This is a genomic window from Psychrobacter frigidicola, assembly GCF_007997305.1.
Lineage (GTDB): Bacteria > Pseudomonadota > Gammaproteobacteria > Pseudomonadales > Moraxellaceae > Psychrobacter > Psychrobacter frigidicola.
On the sequence record NZ_VORZ01000004.1, the window covers coordinates 63,838 to 82,047 of the forward strand.

The window sequence follows — 18,210 nt, forward strand, 5'->3', positions numbered from 1 at the left end:
CATCGGTCTTAACTAAAGCCAGTTATGCATATTAATAACAATTACAGGAACATCCCATGAGTTATGCCAACATTCAAGTTGCCCAAATCGCCGCTATTAGTCGCAATCGCTGTATTGGTAAAGGCAATGATTTGCCGTGGTATATCTCAGCCGATTTGCAGCATTTTAAGCAAATGACTACTGCAGAAACTGACGGTGCTGTAAAAGGCATTGTCATCATGGGTCGTAAGACTTTTGAGTCGATGGGTAGTAAGCCGCTACCGAAGCGCATGAGCTTTATTATCACCACCCAACTGGACTACGCTGAGCAAAAAGGTCTGGTAGGCAATGAGAAAGCTGTCATGGTACATAGTTTAGATAAGGCATTAGCGCAAGCCGCAAGCTTAGCAAAAAATCTAGAACTTGAGACAATTTGGGTGATTGGTGGTGAGCGCGTATTTAGTGACGCGTTACCGTATACCGACCGCATTGAGCTGACCCATGTCGATACGAAAATTGATTGTGGCGATGCTTTTTATCCTGAGTTGCCAAGCGATTTTAATGTAGCGCAGGAATCTGAGCAAATGCACGATGAGAAGAGTGGTTTAGACTTTAAGTTTGTGACTTATATGCAAAAAGAAGCATAAAGTAACTTAATTAAAAAGTTATTTTTATAACCTATTAACAAAGAGGAGAAACTAATTATGGAGAATTAAAAAAGCTCAGCAACGTTAATTACTGAGCTTAAAAACTTTTATGTAATACAACTATAGAGTTAGACTCTATTATTAGCTGACTAATAAAGTTTATTTACCTTGGACGGGTTCATGTACTTTATAGCAAACGCTAATAAATGTCTATGCTCCATAGTTGTGAAATTTTTATAACAATTATGGAGGTCTTAATGGCTATTCGATGCTGTTACCCTAAAGCTGTGCACGTCCGCTTCTATGTGCGATATAGATTTAATCGTTGGGAATATGTTCGCCAACACTGTCGCAGCTATCCAAACCAACAATTAAGTTTTATTTTTTAACTATCAAAAGTGATTAACTTTAGAATGACAATAGTCTTAAGGCTGTTGTCATTTTTTATAAGCAGAAAATACTACTCATGTAATACTTTATAAACAGTCTTCGCTAGCACTGGCCCAATACCTTGCACGCCGCCCAATTCTTGCTGCGATGCACCAAGCAACTGTTGCATACCGCCAAAATGATTGAGCAAATCACGGCGGCGCTTTTCACCAAGGCCCGGAATAACCTCTAACACTGATGAGGAACGGCGCTTATCACGTTTTTTACGGTGGGCAGTAATCGCAAAACGGTGCGCTTCATCACGAATATGCATCAGCAAATGCAGTGCCTTGCTATCCATAGGTAAATCAAGCGGTTCGTGATCTAAGAAGTGCAATACTTCTAAGCCCGCCTTACGTCCTTCGCCTTTGGCAACCCCAATCATTAAGGTGTCACCAAGGATACCCAATTCAACCAGTACCTCTTTTGCCATACTAAGCTGACCTTTGCCGCCATCAATCAAGAGCAAATCTGGTAATGGCTGTTTTTTATAACGGCGAGTCAGTACTTGCTTCATCGCCGCATAGTCATCTCCGCCTACAACATCATGAATCGCATACTGACGATAATCACGCCGACGCGAGCCGCCTTGGTCAAAGACCACGCAGCTACCAATCGTCGCCTCACCCATCGTGTGTGAGATATCAAAACACTCGATACGATCAATTACTCGGTCCGTCACTGACGACAGCACATCTTTTAGCGCCCCAAACCGGGCATGTAACTCTAAATAATCCCCTAACTTAGTTTTCAGTGCGTTTTTAGCATTCAATGTCGCTAAATCTAACCATTCAGCACGATGTTCGCGCACGCTGGTTTTTATGACCACTTTATTACCGAAATGAGTGGCTAACGCTTCAGCAACTGCGCTTTGATCCGGTAATTCATGGCTTAGAATAATCTCAGGAGGCAAGTCATCGGTCACCTGAAAATAAAATGACATGATAAAGGCGGAAAGATTATCGGCAAGCGGCTCACTACTATCGACATCGGGGAAATAGTTTTTACCGCCCAGTACACGTCCACCACGTACGGTCAGCACATTGACCGCAGTCATGCCAGCTTGACTGGCAATAGTGATGACATCAGCTTCGCCCTCTACCGTATAAACTGCTTGCCGCGCTTGTACTTCCCGTAGCATCGACAGCTGGTCACGATAAAATACTGCTTTTTCAAAATCCAACTCTTCTGCAGCGGCTTCCATTTTTTCAATTAAGGCACTATGAATATCGCTAGAGTCACCTTTCAAGAAGCGAATGGTATTGTTCACATCTTCGGCATAATCTTCAGCCGTGACTAAGCCCACACAAGGCGCACGGCAGCGTTTGATTTGATATTCTAAACACGGGCGCTTACGCTGCCGAAAAAAGGTATTAGTACACTGGCGCATCTGAAACATTTTTTGCATCAGCACTAGCGTCTCTTTGGCAGCATGTGCAGATGGAAATGGTCCAAAAAATCGGCCTTTTTGATGATTGCCTTTACCGCGACCATAAGCCAGCCGTGGATAAGGTTTATCAGCCGAGATAAACACATACAAGTACGATTTATCATCACGCAGCATGACGTTATAAGGCGGGCGGTGTTCTTTAATTAGGTTTTGTTCAAGCAGTAAGGCCTCGGTCTCACTACGAGTAATAATAGTTTCGATATTATGAATACGGGCTACTAATGCGCGCGTTTTTGGGTGGTCAATAGTCTTGGCAAAATAACTGTTAACGCGACTCTTTAACGACTTGGCCTTACCTACATAAAGAATATCGCCATTTTTACCCAGCATTTTATAAACCCCTGGCAAATTTGGCAGGCGCTTAATTAAATGCTTCAGACGGGCTTGCTTATCATCGGCAGTATTAGGCGTAGGGACATTAACCATAAACAGAACACTCTCAAAGATACTAATATCTTACTAATTATGGGGGATACTAGCTGTTTTGCAAGCGTAATCCACTGTCATTATCGACAATCCACCACCAATTTTTAACCATAAAAAAAGCCAGCGAGAAGCTGACTTTTTATAACTTTAATTAAATTTAAAATCATTGCACCTAGTTAGTCAGTTAAATGATGCAAGTTTGATAACGAAAGTTTAATGACGGAAGTTTGGTAGCAGTGCTGGGATACCCGGCAACATACCGACCACAGCCATAACCCCTGTTAATACTACGAACATGGTTGCAGGAATAATCCAACGGCTCATTTTTGATAGGTTAGCACTACGCTCTTTAGAGCCAATCAAGCCTAAGTTATCGAGTAACAAAGTGATTGACCAACCAAAGGCTGGGTTAACTAATGCTGAGGCGAAAACCACAATTGCAGCAGACTGGGTAGTTTTACCTTCACGTGTCATTTCCATACCTGCTTCTAATAGCGGAATGAAAACACCTACAATCAAGGCAACACACATTACGGGTTCCCAAATCGCTAAGTCCATTGGATAGCCCCAAAGACCTGCAATGATACAGAACAAGGCGGTTAATAACGCACCAGCTGGAATTGGACGCTTAGCAATCGCCGCTGGGACAATATATGTACCCCATGATGAGGCAAAGTTTGCCCCGCCTAATACTGAACCTGCAACCTGACGTACAGACGCACTAATCATCGTATCATCAATGTCCATCAACACTTTTTCAGTACGTTTAGGATAGCTTATTTTTTGGAATACTTGATGACCTAAAAAGTCTGGTGACCACATAGCCACTGCCAATACGGCAAAAGGCAATACGACAATGAAGCTCTCAACCGTAGGCAAACCTAGCATCCAACCCGTATTCTCACCCCACCAATAGGCTGGGCTCATATGCGGCAAGCCTGGTGCGGTATGGAACTCGAATGGTGCGCCTAATGCAAAGGCCACACCGCCACCTAATAAGCAACTTAGTGGGACGGCAAGCCAACGCTTATTATAATTCTCTAACACGGCATAAAGAATAATGGTCAGCAAAATCACAATAAAGGCAATATGGGCCATACCAATACCTTCGGCCCATGTAAACAGGTTTTTGACTTGCGATGTCGTACCAATAAAACCTAAGTACAGCAACAGGCCACCACACACACCTTTACTGGTCAAGTTCGCCAGTAAACTGCCTCCTTTACTAATCGCTAATAGGAGACCGAAGGCACCGATGAGTAAACCAAAAGCCATTGGATGACCACCAGCGGCAACCACAATAGGGATCAGCGGAATCAGCGGCCCATGGGTACCGGCAAGGTTAGCAGTCGGTAGGAAAAGACCTGAAAATACGATGATGAAGAATGAGACAATTAATAATTCATAACGGACGTTTTCTAGTACAAAGGCTTCGCCTAATCCTAACGGTCCTGCAAAAGTGGCGGCAATAGCACCTACCATGACGACTTTACCAATCGTCGCGGCCATCGCTGGAATAGTATCTTCATATTCAAAACGATAATCACGAAACGGCAAGTTCGCACGCCAGCGCTTTGGCTGCATGATTTGCAATTCACGATTTAAATAGGCGTCACGACTCTCAAAACTTGAGCTTGGCTGATGCAACTCTTCATAGCTGCCTTGCAACTCATTATCGTAATCGGCTGGATCTGTCTGGAGGTTAGATCCTGGGGTAGGAATTTTGGCGTTACTCATCACATCTCCCTATGTTAACTGAGATTTATATTCTGCTATGAATGATGGCTCATTTCTCAAAATCGTACAAAAAACGAGGCAAAGAATATAAATTGGTGGGTAGTGTATGCTATCAACGCTCGAATTGCGAGGTTTTGAGTTTAAAAAGATACTGAACGTCTCACTTTCTAACTCCTAGCTCAAGACCTACTGGATGCCTTTTAACCCAATCTATAAACTTTTGTATATCACTAAGCATTTGCACTCGTTCAATAGTATGGTAATAATATTAGTTACGCTTTAAGACTAGTGACCTCTCTCGTTTTTAATTATGATAGACATCTTTTGCTCAGCCAAGACTTGTCATGTCCTCGCTATATAGTACGTCGTCGGACAGCGCCACCCTTTGGCATGATCATTAAAAGACAAAAGGATAAAATATGAGCTTGTTACCTAAGAATTTAGAGAACTTCAGACGCAAAACTAAAAAAAATATCATGCCACTACTTACTCCTCACCTACTTAAGCTGCGTATTAATACTTACGCCCCTTATGTCGGTGCTGGCATAAAAGTTGAACACGTTGATCTTGATCAAGGGCTATGCGTGGTGAGTATGGGTCTCAATGCCCTTAATAAAAATATCGTGGGCACGCAATTCGGTGGTAGCTTATACTCCATGGTAGATCCGTTTTATATGCTGATGCTGATGCACCAATTAGGCAGCACTTATGTAGTATGGGATAAAAGCTCACACATTGAGTTTATTGCGCCTGGTAACAGCAAAGTAACTGCAAGGATGAAAATTCCTAGCACGGAGATTGCAACTATCCAAGAACTGGCAAAAGAGGGTGAGGCAGTATTTCGTGAATACACGACGGATATCGTTGATGAGCAACAAAAAACAGTCGCTACAGTAACTAAAAAAATCTATATTCGTTTGCGTAAGCATAGTAAATCTAAAGAACAGAGCAGCCGTATCGATAAGTTAGACACTCAAAAACTAACGACTTAAAATTAAAGCACCCCATACAAAAACCCCAATCTGGCAATAGCGCAGATTGGGGTTTTGTCTTTTTTGGTACGCCTACTTATTTATATGATAAACCTATGAATAAGGGCTTGTATCTACTGTTGCTTAATTGCCTTGCCGCACAATAGACGGCTCGGTAACTAAGCAAGTTTAAGCGCAGTGCTTAACCTTAAATACCTGGTGCAGTATCAACTGCTTTAGGTACGCCAGCATCAGTTTTTTTCTGAGCGGCTTTGGGGGCACGAGCAACCAACTTTTCGCGGATACGTGCTGATTTACCAGAACGCTCACGTAAGTAGTATAGTTTCGCACGACGAACTGCGCCGCGGCGTTTCACTTCAATGCTCTCGATAATTGGTGAATGCAATTGGAATGCACGTTCAACGCCAACACCACTTGAGATTTTACGCACGGTGAACGCTGAGTTCAAACCGCGGTTACGCTTAGCAATAACGACGCCTTCAAAAGCCTGTAGACGCTCACGCTCACCTTCACGTACTTTTACTTGAACGACGACCGTGTCGCCTGGGGCAAAGCTTGGGCGCTCAAGTAATTGAGCGTTTTCAATGACCTGAACCAATGGATGCTTGTTGCTCATGAGAGTTATCTCCTCACATTAGATAATAGAGGCTTAACGCATATTACCTGTTTGTAATAAGTAATCATGCCTGTTATTAATATCTTGAATTAAGCTTTATTAATAATAAACACAACATAAATGGGGTTTGGCAAACGGCCATTATGGTATGACCTGTTTAGTGTTGCTCAAAATTTTAATCATTAACTGTTTATTAGACTGTCTATCAAGGCATATAAACTATCAGAGCCTATAAGCTATAAAGGCTGTTTTTTAGCGTCTTTCGCCAAAGCTTTGAGCCATTTAGACTGCTGCGCCGTTGGGGTGAATGCTTGCCATAAATCAGGACGCCGCGTTTGCGTGCGAACGACTTGTTGGCTAAAGCGCCACTGAGCGATGTTAGCATGGTGACCTGACAGCAGTACCTCAGGCACAGCCAATCCAGCAAAATCATGCGGCTTAGTATAGTGTGGACAATCAAGCAAGCCATCGACGAACGAGTCTTGCTCAGCGGACTTGTCATCACCCATGATATCGGGAAGACGACGGATCACACTATCCATGAGCACCATCGCTGGTAGCTCACCACCGGTCAGCACATAATCACCAAGCGACACTTCAATATCGATATATTGCAACAGTAAGCGCTCATCAATGCCCTCATAACGACCACACAATATGATCATGCCGTCGTATTCAGCCATCTTAACCACGCTACTCTCACTCAGCGTTTGCCCTTGCGGTGACATATAGATCACCGGACAATGTGCTGCATCCATGCGGCAACCATGTTGGCTTGCGCGCAGGCGCGCATCCTCGATAGCTTTTGACAATGGCTCTGCCATCATCACCATCCCAGGACCGCCGCCATACGGACGTTCATCAATACGGCGATAGTTATCAGTGGTGTAATCACGTGGATTGATGCACTCAATCGTGACTTGCTCCTGAGTCACTGCCCGCCCCGTGATACCAAACTCACGAATCGTTGCAAACATCTCAGGGAAAATACTAATCACGGCGAAATACATCTGAATTCCACATTAATACGTCTTAATAATAATCTGTTAGTGCTAGCTTATGATTAATTAATATTCACTCGGCTAGTAGTCACTCGGCCATGCCGCAATAACCGTTTTATTGGCCACATCGACCTCTATCACGGTTTGCTTATGCCACGGTATCAAACGCTCCTCGGCGTCCAAGCTGTTTGAGTTTGCAGCGACGCGCATAAGATCGTGAGCGCCCGTCTCAAACATCTCAGTGATATCGCCAAGATACTCGTTTTGCTCATTCATCACCCGCATACCTACTAAATCCGACCAATAATATTCGTCTTCAGCAGTTTCAGATAAGATGTTTTGGGCAACCCAAATAGTAACTCCGTTCATAGTCTCGGCAACGTTACGGTCAGGAACTTGCTCAAACTGAGCAACAAGTCCTGTGCCTTGCTCGCGCCAAGCTTTAACGGTTAACGGCCTTATACCGGTAGCTGTTTTCATCCACCACGGCTGAATATCAAATATGGCCGCATGTTCATCGGTATCGCTGAATACCCACAGCCAACCCTTAATGCCGTAAGGCTTTTTAAGCTGGCCAATTTTCATAAGGGCACTAGCGTCTGGAACAGGTGACATAACGGCTAACCTAACGTGATATAAATGATGATGGATAAAACAGCGATAAACAGTTAAGCGCGTACACTGGTCAGACCAGCTACGCTATGTGTTCTAAAGCTAAGTATCTAACGTAACAATCACGTTATCGATACTGAGTAACTAGACTTAACAACTGGCAATTAAGCCGTCGCTTCAGTGCTAGCTGCTGCTTTATTATAAGCTTTTGCTAATGAAGCCACGCGATCTGAAGGTTGTGCACCTTTAGCGATCCATGCATTGTACGCTTCCATATTTAGGCGTACTGCTTCTTCTGACTCTTTAGCAAGCGGGTTAAAAAAGCCGATATTTTCGATGTAGCGACCGTCACGCGCGCGGCGTTGATCAGCAACAACTACTTGATAAAACGGGCGTTTCTTGGCACCGCCCCGTGCTAAACGAATAACAACCATGTGAATTCTCTCTTTCGCAGGTATACCAAAAAGGGCATAATTATATCACAGTCTTATTTTATTAAAAACATAAACTGTGTTTATTTAATTAAATTATAACAATAGCTTAAAAGAATTTTGCTACTAGATAAGGGCAGTAATTATGAACAGATATTAGATTTAATAGTTGTGGGCAAGGGTCGTCAGCATTGTATTTAGAATCAGGCTTATAACTATAAAGCAATAGTCTCACCATAGCGCATTAGTAGGGATTCAATTATACTTTATAACAACTTTGCAAAAGCAGCCTGCCCTTATGTCTACCTCGAACTTACCTCCACGCCGTAAAGGCGGGATAGGAAATTCCTATTCTAGTAGCTGGCTGACCACGCTGATGGTCGCTTTTATTGTGATTATTAGTGTTGGCTTAACCATTTGGTTCTTTTGGCGCAGCCTCTATCTACCAGAGCTTAAAAGCCATGCCCGCTACTTAACGAGCGAGCTACGCCTCGTAGGTAGCGTCAAAAAAGACTGGCAAAATAATCCAGAAGTGCAGCAATGGGTTTATGAGCATTCACATGTAGTGGTGGTCGATAATTCAAGTGATTTTCCACAAGTTGAGGATAAAGCTTTTGTAGGGTTGTTCACCGATGTATTACAACGTGAGATTGGTGCGCAATTGGGGCGTCCGGTCGAGGTTTATTTCAAGTTTAAGCCTACGCCGCAGCTGTGGGTGCAAGACAGCCGTGATGACAGCTTTTGGATTCGCGAATCCGTGGTTTATTATTCGCAATACAGTCCGACTTTATTAATATTGTTTTTAGTTGGGTTACCGATATTAACCTTACTGACCATTATTTTGCTCGCGCAGCAACTTAACCGTCCTTTGCGCCACCTGCAACGTGCAGCCACTAATTATATTCGTCTCGGTCATGCCACTACTTTACCCACACGCAATGGCCCTACTGAGATTCGCCAAGTAAATATGGCCTTTAATCGCTTATTCACTACTCTTAATCAAGCACAAAAAGAACGTACCATTATGCTCGCTGGTATCTCTCATGATTTGCGCACCCCATTGACCCGTATGCGTCTCACGGCTGAAATGCTACCCGATGACTTTTTTCGTGAAGGGCTTATTTATGATGTTGAAGATATGGATGCCATTTTAGAGCAGTTCATTTCTTTTATGAAAGATGGGTCTGATGAGCCGGTTCGTTTAACTAACCTAGATATTATATTTAATGAGGTTATGGTGCAATTTGCACCAATGAAGTTCGTCTATCAGTCAGAATGTCATAAAGCGGTACCAGTACGCCCACTATCGATTAAGCGCTTGATTATTAATTTAGTCAATAATGCCAACCGTTATGGAAAACCACCAATTTATCTGTCAGCAACGATCGCACCAACATTTATGGAAACAACTGTCTTAAAAGAAAATGAGGTTGCAAGCGAAAGTGCAGTCGACAAAGAGGCACAAGAACAGCTGATTATATGTGTGCGCGATTGCGGTAGCGGGGTAGCAGAAGATCAGTTAGAGCGCATTATGCAGCCCTTTGAGCGTGGTGAAACCGCACGTACCACGCAAGGTAGTGGTCTTGGGCTTGCTATTGTCAGCCGTATTGCAAACTTACATCATGGCACTGTCGAAGCCATTAATCATCCGCATGGTGGCTTGCAGGTTTGTGTGCGCATTCCACTAATCTCTAAAGTAGATGGCGATGAAACCCAAAATTCTGAAGCACAGACGTTGATACCGCCTAAAAATGTAATGAAAGGCGAGTAAAATGAAAGGCAATTGACAAAGATTAGAGGTACAAACCAGGTTGGATAATGCGAAGTTATTGATATGTATTACGTTAGTTTTTGCTACCAATTAGTGGTGGGATATGTTCAGCACTATTGGTAAAAGTTAGGGGACGAATGAGCTCATCTTGAGCCGTTTGTAGACTCTGAGTAGCGGACGGCTGCTGTACGAACAAGTAATAGCCAAGCGCGATGGCATTCAGTATCACTAACCCGCCAAACATATAAGGCATGGTCTAACCTCCTAATCCTTGAAGCTATGTAAACGCAAGATGCGTTTTAAACTTTTAGATACTTTGTTGATGAAGTCTAACTGATTATGAATCAAAAGTACGGTCACTTTGTTCTTGGGTAATTTGATCAGCAGCGATAGTTTGGGTCAATGGCTTAACCGGCCAAGTCATTGTAAAGCGGGCACCATTGAGCTCAGGGCTTTCATCTACTTTCATACTGCCGTTAAACCAAAAGGCAATCCGCGACACAATAGACAGTCCGAGCCCGTAACCCCCTGAGGCACGCGTCCGGCTATCATCTAGACGTGAAAAGGGAATGAATACCTTTTCACGGTCAGACTCTGCAATACCATGGCCATCATCTTCAACGCACACAAAAGCATTGCCTTTTTTGACCCCAGCGCTAATGATAATAGTCGTCTCAGCATAGCGTAGAGCATTACCAGCAAGATTTTGAATAACGCGGTGCAAATAGCGCCGATCAGCTACAGCAGTGACTTTTGAGCTTGGCGGATTGCCTACGATTTTAATATCTTTACCTAAGGCATTGGTTTCGCGCACAATTTGCTCAATCAACTCTTTAAAGTTTACCGGTTCTAAGTCTAATTTGGGCGACCCTTCTTCAAGTTTTGCATACGTTAAAATCTCATCAATCAAGCTATTCAGTGCTTCGATGTCTTCATCGATAAAATCACGCTGCGTAAACCGCGAGTCCTCATCCTCCGTATCAGCCAGCATATCTACTGCAAAGCGAATACGGGCGACTGGGGTACGCAGCTCGTGAGATACGGCACGTGTCAGCTCACGCTGTGACTCAATCAGGCGCTTAATATGGGATGTCATCGCATTGAAAGTTGCTGACAGTCGCGCTATTTCATCTTGACCAATAACTTGCACTTGGCTGTCAAGATTGCCCTTACTGACCTCGTTAACCCCGATTTGGATCAATTGTAATTTACGCTCAAGCGGGAAAATCAGTGCATAAACCCCTAAGCTGATTAAAAACATACTGATAAGAACCATACTAATAATCAAATTTAATGGGAACCAGTTAAACAATGACACTGGCCCCATTAAAATCGCCATATCACTAATTTCTGATGGCACAATAATACGAATGGTTGAGTTGCTTTGGCTGGTGCTGGTATCTTGGAACAAGATAACCACTTCATCACGGCGCAGGCGTGACAGCTGATCACTGTCTAGATTAAGCTCATTGACCCCTTTAAGCGCTAATGGAAAAGGGAACTTATCTTCTAATTCAGTAAGACGCGCCCGCTTAGCCGATAGCGTCGAATAATAGGACATGTCATCTAACAAGAACACTGCCATTGCCCGCACGTGCTGCTCAGTGACCTGTGACATTCTAACCGTCAAGACACTGTCGCTTTCCGCGAGGCGATGATAGACATCAGCATAATTTTTCTGGCTGGCGTAGCGTACCACAGTCGCCCCATTATCAAAGCGGCGCAGCTCACTTGAGCTAAAATCTACCTCTTTAATCGGTATTATACGAAAGGTCGAGCCAAATAAACTACTGGCATCTGACAACCAGTATTCGCGCTGTGCTGCGCTATCTTGGCGGGCAATGCCTTCTCCTACCAAGTAAAAAGCACCCGTCGCCATATTCTCACGATAGGACTGCGCCCGCTCTTTATTAATAGTATCCATTAACAGCTGTGCAAACAACGCCACACACAAACAGACAATTAACAGTCCAGCATAAATCCGAACAAAAATACTGTGTTTTAAAGAAGAAACTAATGACATACGTGCCGTGACCGAATCTGTTGAGTGATGACTTATTAACTAAATAGGGGCTGCTGATTGAACTTAAATTTGGCGCTTTAATTCTATTTTACAATTAAACCACATAACACTAACTATAAGGCCAAAAACTTAAAATTTACCCATAAAAAAACCAGTATCACACTGGTTTCTTTATTATAAAGGATATATAAGCATGCATATTGACTGAGTCAATATAATTTGCTTAGTTACCCTCTTTTACGAACAGATAGCCTTTACTACGTACGGTTTTGATACGTTTTGGATTTTCTGGATCATCACCAATTTTTGGACGGATACGCGAGATACGCACGTCAATCGAACGGTCTTGACCGTCATATTCAATACCGCGTAGACGTTCAAAGATATCTTCGCGTGACAAAATGCGACCCGCATTAGAAGCAAGCAGCCACAATAAGTCATATTCAGCGCTGGTAAAATCAACCAACTCTTCGCCTAGCATGACTGAACGACCGCCATTATCAATAATCAAATCGCCAAATTCTAAGCGTTGTGGCACATCTTCTGAGGGTGCATTTTCGGAGCGACGTAGTAATGCCCGAATACGAGCTAACAAAACGCGCGGTTGAGCAGGCTTAGCGACATAATCGTCAGCACCCATCTCTAAACCTAACACCTGATCCATATCTTCTGTACGGGCAGTTAGCATCAAAATAGGGTTTTGATAATGTGGACGCACTTCACGGCATACAGTCAAGCCATCGCTACCAGGAAGCATAACATCAAGCACGACTAAATCTGGCTGCTCATTGACGATACGACGAATAGCGCGATTGCCGTCAGTTTCAATTGCTACCTCTAAACCATTTTTGACCAAATAGTCTTGGGTCAACATAGCCAGACGCTCATCATCCTCAACAATTAGGATTCGTGGGGTGTTGTCGTCTTCGTTCATTGTCATCGTGATATCCTTTAATGTATAAAATTGAGACAGGAAAAGTTAATAGCATATTAAAGTGGAACAATTCAGGTTCGCATAGGTGGTACAAATGTGGTGGCACAGTATACTATCAAACTTACAACCCCCTATACTATAGCCTATTGTTGTTAACAAAACCTATAAACAATACAGACTAAAGCTTTAGTTATCGTCCAATACTTATCACTATTATACTAATAGACAGTCGTTGTTCACTGCGAATAGCCGGTCCGTTTCTTATCGCTTTGTAGAGTTTAAGTCTTTTTTATAAAAAATGGTAAATGCTAATATAACTAAATAGTAATACTCACGCTACTATCTTTTTAAATTCTATTTAGAAACGTATGAAATATTCCTAAAAACTAAAGCAATAGTTAGTAATTTTAAGATGTGTTGATGGACTATTTATAAACAATAAAAAACAGCCCACAATGGGCTGTTTTTTATTGTTTAAATTAAAGTCTACCATTTAATACAAAATGCCAATTAATGTACCTAAGCACGATTTTTGTATTTACGAATGGTTTGTAGCTGCGCAACAGACTCTGCTAATGAGGCTAAAGCTGCATTAGTTTGCAGTGTATCAGACTGGTTGACTAGCATCTGCTCTGCTTTTCTACGGGCTTCAACTATTTTGCTTTCGTCAAGGTTATGCGCACGCATGCCCGTATCAGCGAGTACGGTAACCATCTTCGGTTGTACTTCTAGCACCCCACCTGAGACGTAGATGACTTCTTCTTCGCCATTTGGCGTTCGCACCCGCATAGGACCTGGTTTTAGCAAGGTAATAAGTGGCGTGTGGCCTGGCAACACCCCAATTTCGCCTTCGCTACCAGTTGCGATCAACATGCTGATTTCCCCTGAATATAACTCTTCACGGGCACTTACGACACGACATTGTAACGTTGCCATACCTTATTCCTTTTGTCAGTGCTGGTATGCATCGCAGCTATTGCACAACTATCGAATCTGCTCAACAACTGCTATGCTTAGCAGCAAATAGTCCAGTTATAGGATGTTTGCCGCTAAGCTCATGGTTAAATAACTTACGCTGAAGCAGATTTCATTTTTTCTGCTTTAGCGACTACTTCATCGATACCGCCGGCCATGTAGAATGCTTGCTCTGGTAAATCATCGTATTCACCAGCGATGATTGCCTTAAAACTCGCAATCGTGTCGCGTAAAGTGACATATTTACCAGGTGCGCCAGTGAAGACTTCAGCGACGTGGAAAGGCTGTGACAAGAAGCGCTGAATCTTACGTGCACGGTATACAACCAATTTGTCTTCTTCTGACAGCTCATCCATACCTAGAATAGCAATAATGTCTTTAAGCTCTTTATAGCGCTGCAATACTTCCTGCACGCCCCGAGCAACATTATAATGCTCTTCGCCAATCACTTGTGGATCAAGCTGACGTGAAGTTGAATCTAGTGGATCGACCGCAGGATAAATACCTTGTGAGGCGATATCACGGCTTAGTACGACCGTTGCATCTAAGTGAGCAAAGGTAGTTGCAGGTGATGGATCCGTCAAGTCATCCGCGGGTACATATACGGCTTGTACTGAAGTGATTGAACCTGATTGCGTTGACGTAATACGCTCTTGTAGCATACCCATCTCTTCAGCTAAGGTTGGCTGATAACCAACGGCTGATGGCATACGACCTAGCAGTGCGGATACTTCCGTACCGGCTAGCGTATAGCGATAGATGTTATCAACAAACAATAGGACATCACGACCTTTGCCCGTTTCAGGATCTTTGGTATCACGGAAATACTCAGCCATCGTCAAGCCAGATAGCGCAACACGTAGACGGTTACCTGGCGGCTCATTCATCTGGCCATATACCATCGCTACTTTAGATTTGCTAAAGTCTTCGGTATTCACAACACCCGCTTCTTGCATTTCGTGATAGAAGTCATTCCCTTCACGCGTACGCTCACCAACACCAGCAAATACTGATAGACCTTCGTGCTTAAGGGCGATGTTGTTAATCAATTCCATCATGTTGACGGTTTTACCAACCCCAGCCCCACCGAACAAACCAACTTTACCGCCTTTAGCAAACGGGCAAAGTAAGTCGATGACTTTAATACCTGTTTCTAGCAGCTCAGTACTGTTTGATTGTTCGGCATAGCTTGGCGCTTCACGGTGGATTGACCATCTAGTGTCCGCCTCTACAGGACCTTCTTCATCGATCGGACGACCAAGAACATCCATAATACGACCTAGCGTACCCACGCCTACTGGCACAGAAATTGGGCCACCAGTGTTAGTAACCGGTAAGTTACGCTTTAAGCCTTCAGTTGAACCCATAGCAATCGTACGTACGATGCCATCACCTAACTGTTGCTGTACTTCTAGGGTAGTTTCGGTACCGTCTACTTGCAAGGCATCATAAATCTGAGGAACTTCGTTGCGGTTGAACTCAACGTCAAGAACCGCGCCAATAATCTGTACAATACGACCGCTACTCATTGCGTTCTCCATGATCTTCTATATATAGGGGGTGTCAATTATGAAACAGCAGCAGCACCGCCAACGATTTCCGAGATCTCTCGAGTAATCGCCGCTTGACGCAGCTTGTTATAAACCAACTGTAAATCGTTAATTAGGTCACCAGCATTATCTGTTGCCGCTTTCATAGCGACCATACGTGACGACTGCTCAGAAGCAATGTTTTCCATTACCGCTTGATAAACAATCGACTCAATATAGCGCCCAAGCAGACCATCAATCAAAGTCTCGATATCAGGCTCATAGATATAATCCCAGCTAAGTTCAGTCTCAACGCCACTATCATCACCACCAAGGGTACCCTCTGGTAGCGGTACTAGCTGGTTGATGGTCGGTTTTTGGGTCATGGCGTTAACGAACTGATTATAGACCACATAGATACGGTCTATTTTACCGTTATTATAGTCATCAAGCATGGCTTGAACCGGAGCGTTTAGCTGCTCAAAGGTCGGCTTATCGCCATAATCAGTGACCGCTGAGGTCACTTTGCCGCCAAAGCTTTTAAAAAAGCTAACGCCTTTAGCGCCAATCACTGCAAATTCAGCTTGTACAGACTGGTCTTGATATTGTTTAATATTTTTGCTTAAGGCTTTGAATAAGTTAATATTCAAACCACCCGCAAGGCCACGGTCGGAGGTAATGACAATATAGCCTACCTTATTAACCGGACGCGATGCCATGTACGGGTGTTTGTAATCTGATGAGGCATGCACCAAATGCGATATAACCCGGCGCATACTATCCGCATACGGGCGACCCACAACCATGCGCTCTTGAGCACGGCGCATCTTACTCGCAGCCACCATTTGCATGGCACGGGTAATTTTCTGTGTGCTTTGAATACTGGTGACTTTGGCACGTATTTCTTTTAAGTTTGCCATAATGATTCCAATATAGAGGGTTAACAGCATTGGCGCATGCAACAATATTTAATAGCTCGTAGCACCACGCGATCATATGCCATTGGTAGTAGCTAAAGTGGCGCAAATATCCTATAAGACAACGCGCCACTTCATAAATTCTAGAACTAAAGCCACCGCCAAACCGGCTTAACCCGTTAAATTAATAACTGTGGTTTTGTTTAAATGTCTCAACCGCTGACTTTAAACGACCTGCAATATCATCATTATAATTTGCAGTATCATCAATCTCTTTCATCAAATCAGCTTGCTCGTCATGTAAATAACGCAAGTAATTCTCTTCAAAAGAACCGATTTTTTCAACCGGAACATCTGACAAGAAGCCTTCGTTTGACGCATAGATAACTGCGGCTTGCTCAGAGATAGACATTGGCTGATATTGTTTTTGCTTCATCAGTTCAGTCACGCGCTCACCGTGGTCAAGCTGTTCGCGAGTCACATCATCAAGATCTGATGCAAACTGGGCAAAGGCTGCAAGCTCTCGGTACTGAGCTAGTGCGGTACGAATACCACCAGAAAGCTTTTTGATAATTTTAGTTTGCGCCGCGCCGCCAACACGAGATACCGAAATACCAGCGTTCACAGCCGGACGGATACCTGAGTTAAATAGGCTTGATTCTAAGAAAATCTGACCATCAGTGATGGAAATCACGTTGGTCGGTACGAATGCAGAGACGTCACCGGCTTGGGTTTCAATAATTGGTAGCGCGGTTAACGAACCGGTTTTACCAACCACTTCACCATTGGTGAATTTTTCTACATACGCGGCGTTAACACGTGATGCACGCTCAAGTAAACGTGAGTGTAAATAGAATACGTCACCAGGATAGGCTTCACGACCTGGCGGACGACGTAGCAATAGTGAAATCTGACGATAAGCAACCGCTTGTTTTGATAAATCATCAAAAACGATCAGCGCATCTTCGCCGCGGTCACGGAAGTATTCGCCCATCGTACAACCTGAGTACGGTGCAATATACTGTAGTGCTGCTGGCTCTGATGCTGAAGCCACCACAACAGTGGTATATTCTAATGCACCCGTTTGCTCAAGTTTACGAACCACGTTAGCAATAGTAGAGCGTTTTTGACCGATTGCCACATACACACACTTAATACCAGATGACTTTTGCGCAATAATCGCATCAATCGCCATCGCGGTCTTGCCCGTCTGACGGTCACCAATAATAAGCTCACGCTGACCACGACCGATTGGAATCATGGTATCAACGGCTTTATAACCAGTCATTACCGGCTGATCAACAGATTGACGGTCGATTACGCCTGGGGCGATTTTTTCGACTTTGTCAGTCATTTTAGCATTGATAGGACCTTTGCCATCAATAGGATTACCTAAAGCATCAACAACACGGCCTAGCAGCTCAGGACCTACGGGTACTTCAAGAATACGACCAGTACAATAGGCTTTTTGACCTTCTTGTAGTTTTAGGAAGTCGCCTAGTACTACTGCGCCAACAGAATCACGCTCTAAGTTCAGCGCCATTCCATATATTTCGCCTTCAAACTCAATCATTTCGCCGTACATGGCATCTTCAAGACCATGAATTTGCACGATACCGTCAGATACTTTGACAATCGTGCCTTCATTCTTTGCAGTTGCACCCGCATCAAGGTCTTGAATACGCTGCTTAATCAGGTTACTGATTTCCGCTGGATTCAATTGTTGCATTGACTGGTTTCC

Annotated in this window: 16 protein-coding genes; 3 read left to right on the forward strand and 13 right to left on the reverse strand. The window is 43.6% G+C overall.

Going from position 1 to position 18,210, the window contains the following annotated elements; all coding sequences use genetic code 11:
- Positions 1 to 56 precede the first annotated feature (56 nt).
- Positions 57 to 626, forward strand: coding sequence for a dihydrofolate reductase (locus ES754_RS11070; RefSeq protein WP_147224268.1), 570 nt, complete (start codon positions 57 to 59; stop codon positions 624 to 626).
- Positions 627 to 1,086: 460 nt separating this feature from the next.
- On the opposite strand, the gene uvrC is transcribed toward ES754_RS11070, so the two are convergent.
- Together uvrC and ES754_RS11080 are read right to left on the reverse strand one after the other, a co-directional pair.
- Positions 1,087 to 2,931, reverse strand: a complete 1,845-nt coding sequence (gene uvrC / locus ES754_RS11075) for an excinuclease ABC subunit UvrC (RefSeq protein ID WP_147224269.1) — start codon at positions 2,929 to 2,931, stop codon at positions 1,087 to 1,089.
- A gap of 213 nt (positions 2,932 to 3,144) precedes the next feature.
- On the reverse strand, positions 3,145 to 4,668 hold the full coding sequence (locus tag ES754_RS11080; RefSeq protein WP_147224270.1) for a DUF3360 family protein: 1,524 nt from the start codon (positions 4,666 to 4,668) through the stop codon (positions 3,145 to 3,147).
- A 419-nt stretch (positions 4,669 to 5,087) separates the two neighbouring features.
- Here ES754_RS11080 and ES754_RS11085 point away from each other — a divergent pair, with 419 nt between their 5' ends.
- The gene (locus ES754_RS11085; protein WP_147224271.1) at positions 5,088 to 5,660 is read left to right on the forward strand and encodes a DUF4442 domain-containing protein; all 573 of its coding nucleotides are present in this window, start codon (positions 5,088 to 5,090) and stop codon (positions 5,658 to 5,660) included.
- Positions 5,661 to 5,847: 187 nt separating this feature from the next.
- On the opposite strand, the gene rplS is transcribed toward ES754_RS11085, so the two are convergent.
- From rplS to rpsP, 4 genes are all read right to left on the reverse strand, one after another.
- On the reverse strand, positions 5,848 to 6,276 hold the full coding sequence (rplS, locus tag ES754_RS11090; protein WP_147224272.1) for a 50S ribosomal protein L19: 429 nt from the start codon (positions 6,274 to 6,276) through the stop codon (positions 5,848 to 5,850).
- 236 nt (positions 6,277 to 6,512) lie between these two features.
- Positions 6,513 to 7,286 carry a tRNA (guanosine(37)-N1)-methyltransferase TrmD gene (trmD, locus tag ES754_RS11095; RefSeq protein WP_147224273.1) on the reverse strand — a complete coding sequence of 258 codons (774 nt, stop codon included), beginning with the start codon at positions 7,284 to 7,286 and terminating at the stop codon, positions 6,513 to 6,515.
- 72 nt (positions 7,287 to 7,358) lie between these two features.
- On the reverse strand, positions 7,359 to 7,892 hold the full coding sequence (gene rimM / locus ES754_RS11100; RefSeq protein ID WP_147224274.1) for a ribosome maturation factor RimM: 534 nt from the start codon (positions 7,890 to 7,892) through the stop codon (positions 7,359 to 7,361).
- Positions 7,893 to 8,053: 161 nt separating this feature from the next.
- Positions 8,054 to 8,323 carry a 30S ribosomal protein S16 gene (gene rpsP, locus ES754_RS11105; protein WP_147224275.1) on the reverse strand — a complete coding sequence of 90 codons (270 nt, stop codon included), beginning with the start codon at positions 8,321 to 8,323 and terminating at the stop codon, positions 8,054 to 8,056.
- Positions 8,324 to 8,618: 295 nt separating this feature from the next.
- Between rpsP and ES754_RS11110 the strand changes: the two genes are divergently transcribed.
- Complete coding sequence (locus ES754_RS11110; protein ID WP_147224276.1) at positions 8,619 to 10,091, forward strand: ATP-binding protein; 1,473 nt, start codon at positions 8,619 to 8,621, stop codon at positions 10,089 to 10,091.
- A gap of 73 nt (positions 10,092 to 10,164) precedes the next feature.
- Here ES754_RS11110 and ES754_RS11115 read toward each other — a convergent pair whose 3' ends face one another.
- From ES754_RS11115 to atpA, 7 genes are all read right to left on the reverse strand, one after another.
- Complete coding sequence (locus tag ES754_RS11115; RefSeq protein WP_147224277.1) at positions 10,165 to 10,344, reverse strand: hypothetical protein; 180 nt, start codon at positions 10,342 to 10,344, stop codon at positions 10,165 to 10,167.
- 84 nt (positions 10,345 to 10,428) lie between these two features.
- Positions 10,429 to 12,114, reverse strand: a complete 1,686-nt coding sequence (locus ES754_RS11120; RefSeq protein WP_147224278.1) for an ATP-binding protein — start codon at positions 12,112 to 12,114, stop codon at positions 10,429 to 10,431.
- 223 nt (positions 12,115 to 12,337) lie between these two features.
- On the reverse strand, positions 12,338 to 13,048 hold the full coding sequence (locus tag ES754_RS11125) for a response regulator (RefSeq protein ID WP_147224374.1): 711 nt from the start codon (positions 13,046 to 13,048) through the stop codon (positions 12,338 to 12,340).
- Between the two features lie 519 nt (positions 13,049 to 13,567).
- Positions 13,568 to 13,984: a F0F1 ATP synthase subunit epsilon gene (locus tag ES754_RS11130; RefSeq protein ID WP_147224279.1), complete on the reverse strand. Its 417-nt coding sequence runs from the start codon at positions 13,982 to 13,984 to the stop codon at positions 13,568 to 13,570.
- A 134-nt stretch (positions 13,985 to 14,118) separates the two neighbouring features.
- Positions 14,119 to 15,552: a F0F1 ATP synthase subunit beta gene (gene atpD / locus ES754_RS11135; protein WP_147224280.1), complete on the reverse strand. Its 1,434-nt coding sequence runs from the start codon at positions 15,550 to 15,552 to the stop codon at positions 14,119 to 14,121.
- A gap of 38 nt (positions 15,553 to 15,590) precedes the next feature.
- Positions 15,591 to 16,472 carry a F0F1 ATP synthase subunit gamma gene (gene atpG / locus ES754_RS11140; protein WP_147224281.1) on the reverse strand — a complete coding sequence of 294 codons (882 nt, stop codon included), beginning with the start codon at positions 16,470 to 16,472 and terminating at the stop codon, positions 15,591 to 15,593.
- 181 nt (positions 16,473 to 16,653) lie between these two features.
- Positions 16,654 to 18,198: a F0F1 ATP synthase subunit alpha gene (atpA, locus tag ES754_RS11145; RefSeq protein ID WP_147224282.1), complete on the reverse strand. Its 1,545-nt coding sequence runs from the start codon at positions 18,196 to 18,198 to the stop codon at positions 16,654 to 16,656.
- Positions 18,199 to 18,210 lie beyond the last annotated feature (12 nt).

Excerpts from the sequence above, each read along its gene's own strand:
- rimM (WP_147224274.1), bottom strand. The coding sequence starts at position 7,892 with ATGTCACCTGTTCCAGACGCTAGTGCCCTTATGAAAATTGGCCAGCTT.
- rpsP (WP_147224275.1), bottom strand. The coding sequence starts at position 8,323 with ATGGTTGTTATTCGTTTAGCACGGGGCGGTGCCAAGAAACGCCCGTTT.
- trmD (WP_147224273.1), bottom strand. The coding sequence starts at position 7,286 with ATGTATTTCGCCGTGATTAGTATTTTCCCTGAGATGTTTGCAACGATT.
- ES754_RS11110 (WP_147224276.1), top strand. The coding sequence starts at position 8,619 with ATGTCTACCTCGAACTTACCTCCACGCCGTAAAGGCGGGATAGGAAAT.
- atpA (WP_147224282.1), bottom strand. The coding sequence starts at position 18,198 with ATGCAACAATTGAATCCAGCGGAAATCAGTAACCTGATTAAGCAGCGT.
- ES754_RS11080 (WP_147224270.1), bottom strand. The coding sequence starts at position 4,668 with ATGAGTAACGCCAAAATTCCTACCCCAGGATCTAACCTCCAGACAGAT.
- ES754_RS11120 (WP_147224278.1), bottom strand. The coding sequence starts at position 12,114 with ATGTCATTAGTTTCTTCTTTAAAACACAGTATTTTTGTTCGGATTTAT.
- rplS (WP_147224272.1), bottom strand. The coding sequence starts at position 6,276 with ATGAGCAACAAGCATCCATTGGTTCAGGTCATTGAAAACGCTCAATTA.
- ES754_RS11085 (WP_147224271.1), top strand. The coding sequence starts at position 5,088 with ATGAGCTTGTTACCTAAGAATTTAGAGAACTTCAGACGCAAAACTAAA.
- uvrC (WP_147224269.1), bottom strand. The coding sequence starts at position 2,931 with ATGGTTAATGTCCCTACGCCTAATACTGCCGATGATAAGCAAGCCCGT.
- ES754_RS11070 (WP_147224268.1), top strand. The coding sequence starts at position 57 with ATGAGTTATGCCAACATTCAAGTTGCCCAAATCGCCGCTATTAGTCGC.
- atpD (WP_147224280.1), bottom strand. The coding sequence starts at position 15,552 with ATGAGTAGCGGTCGTATTGTACAGATTATTGGCGCGGTTCTTGACGTT.
- ES754_RS11115 (WP_147224277.1), bottom strand. The coding sequence starts at position 10,344 with ATGCCTTATATGTTTGGCGGGTTAGTGATACTGAATGCCATCGCGCTT.
- atpG (WP_147224281.1), bottom strand. The coding sequence starts at position 16,472 with ATGGCAAACTTAAAAGAAATACGTGCCAAAGTCACCAGTATTCAAAGC.
- ES754_RS11130 (WP_147224279.1), bottom strand. The coding sequence starts at position 13,984 with ATGGCAACGTTACAATGTCGTGTCGTAAGTGCCCGTGAAGAGTTATAT.
- ES754_RS11125 (WP_147224374.1), bottom strand. The coding sequence starts at position 13,048 with ATGAACGAAGACGACAACACCCCACGAATCCTAATTGTTGAGGATGAT.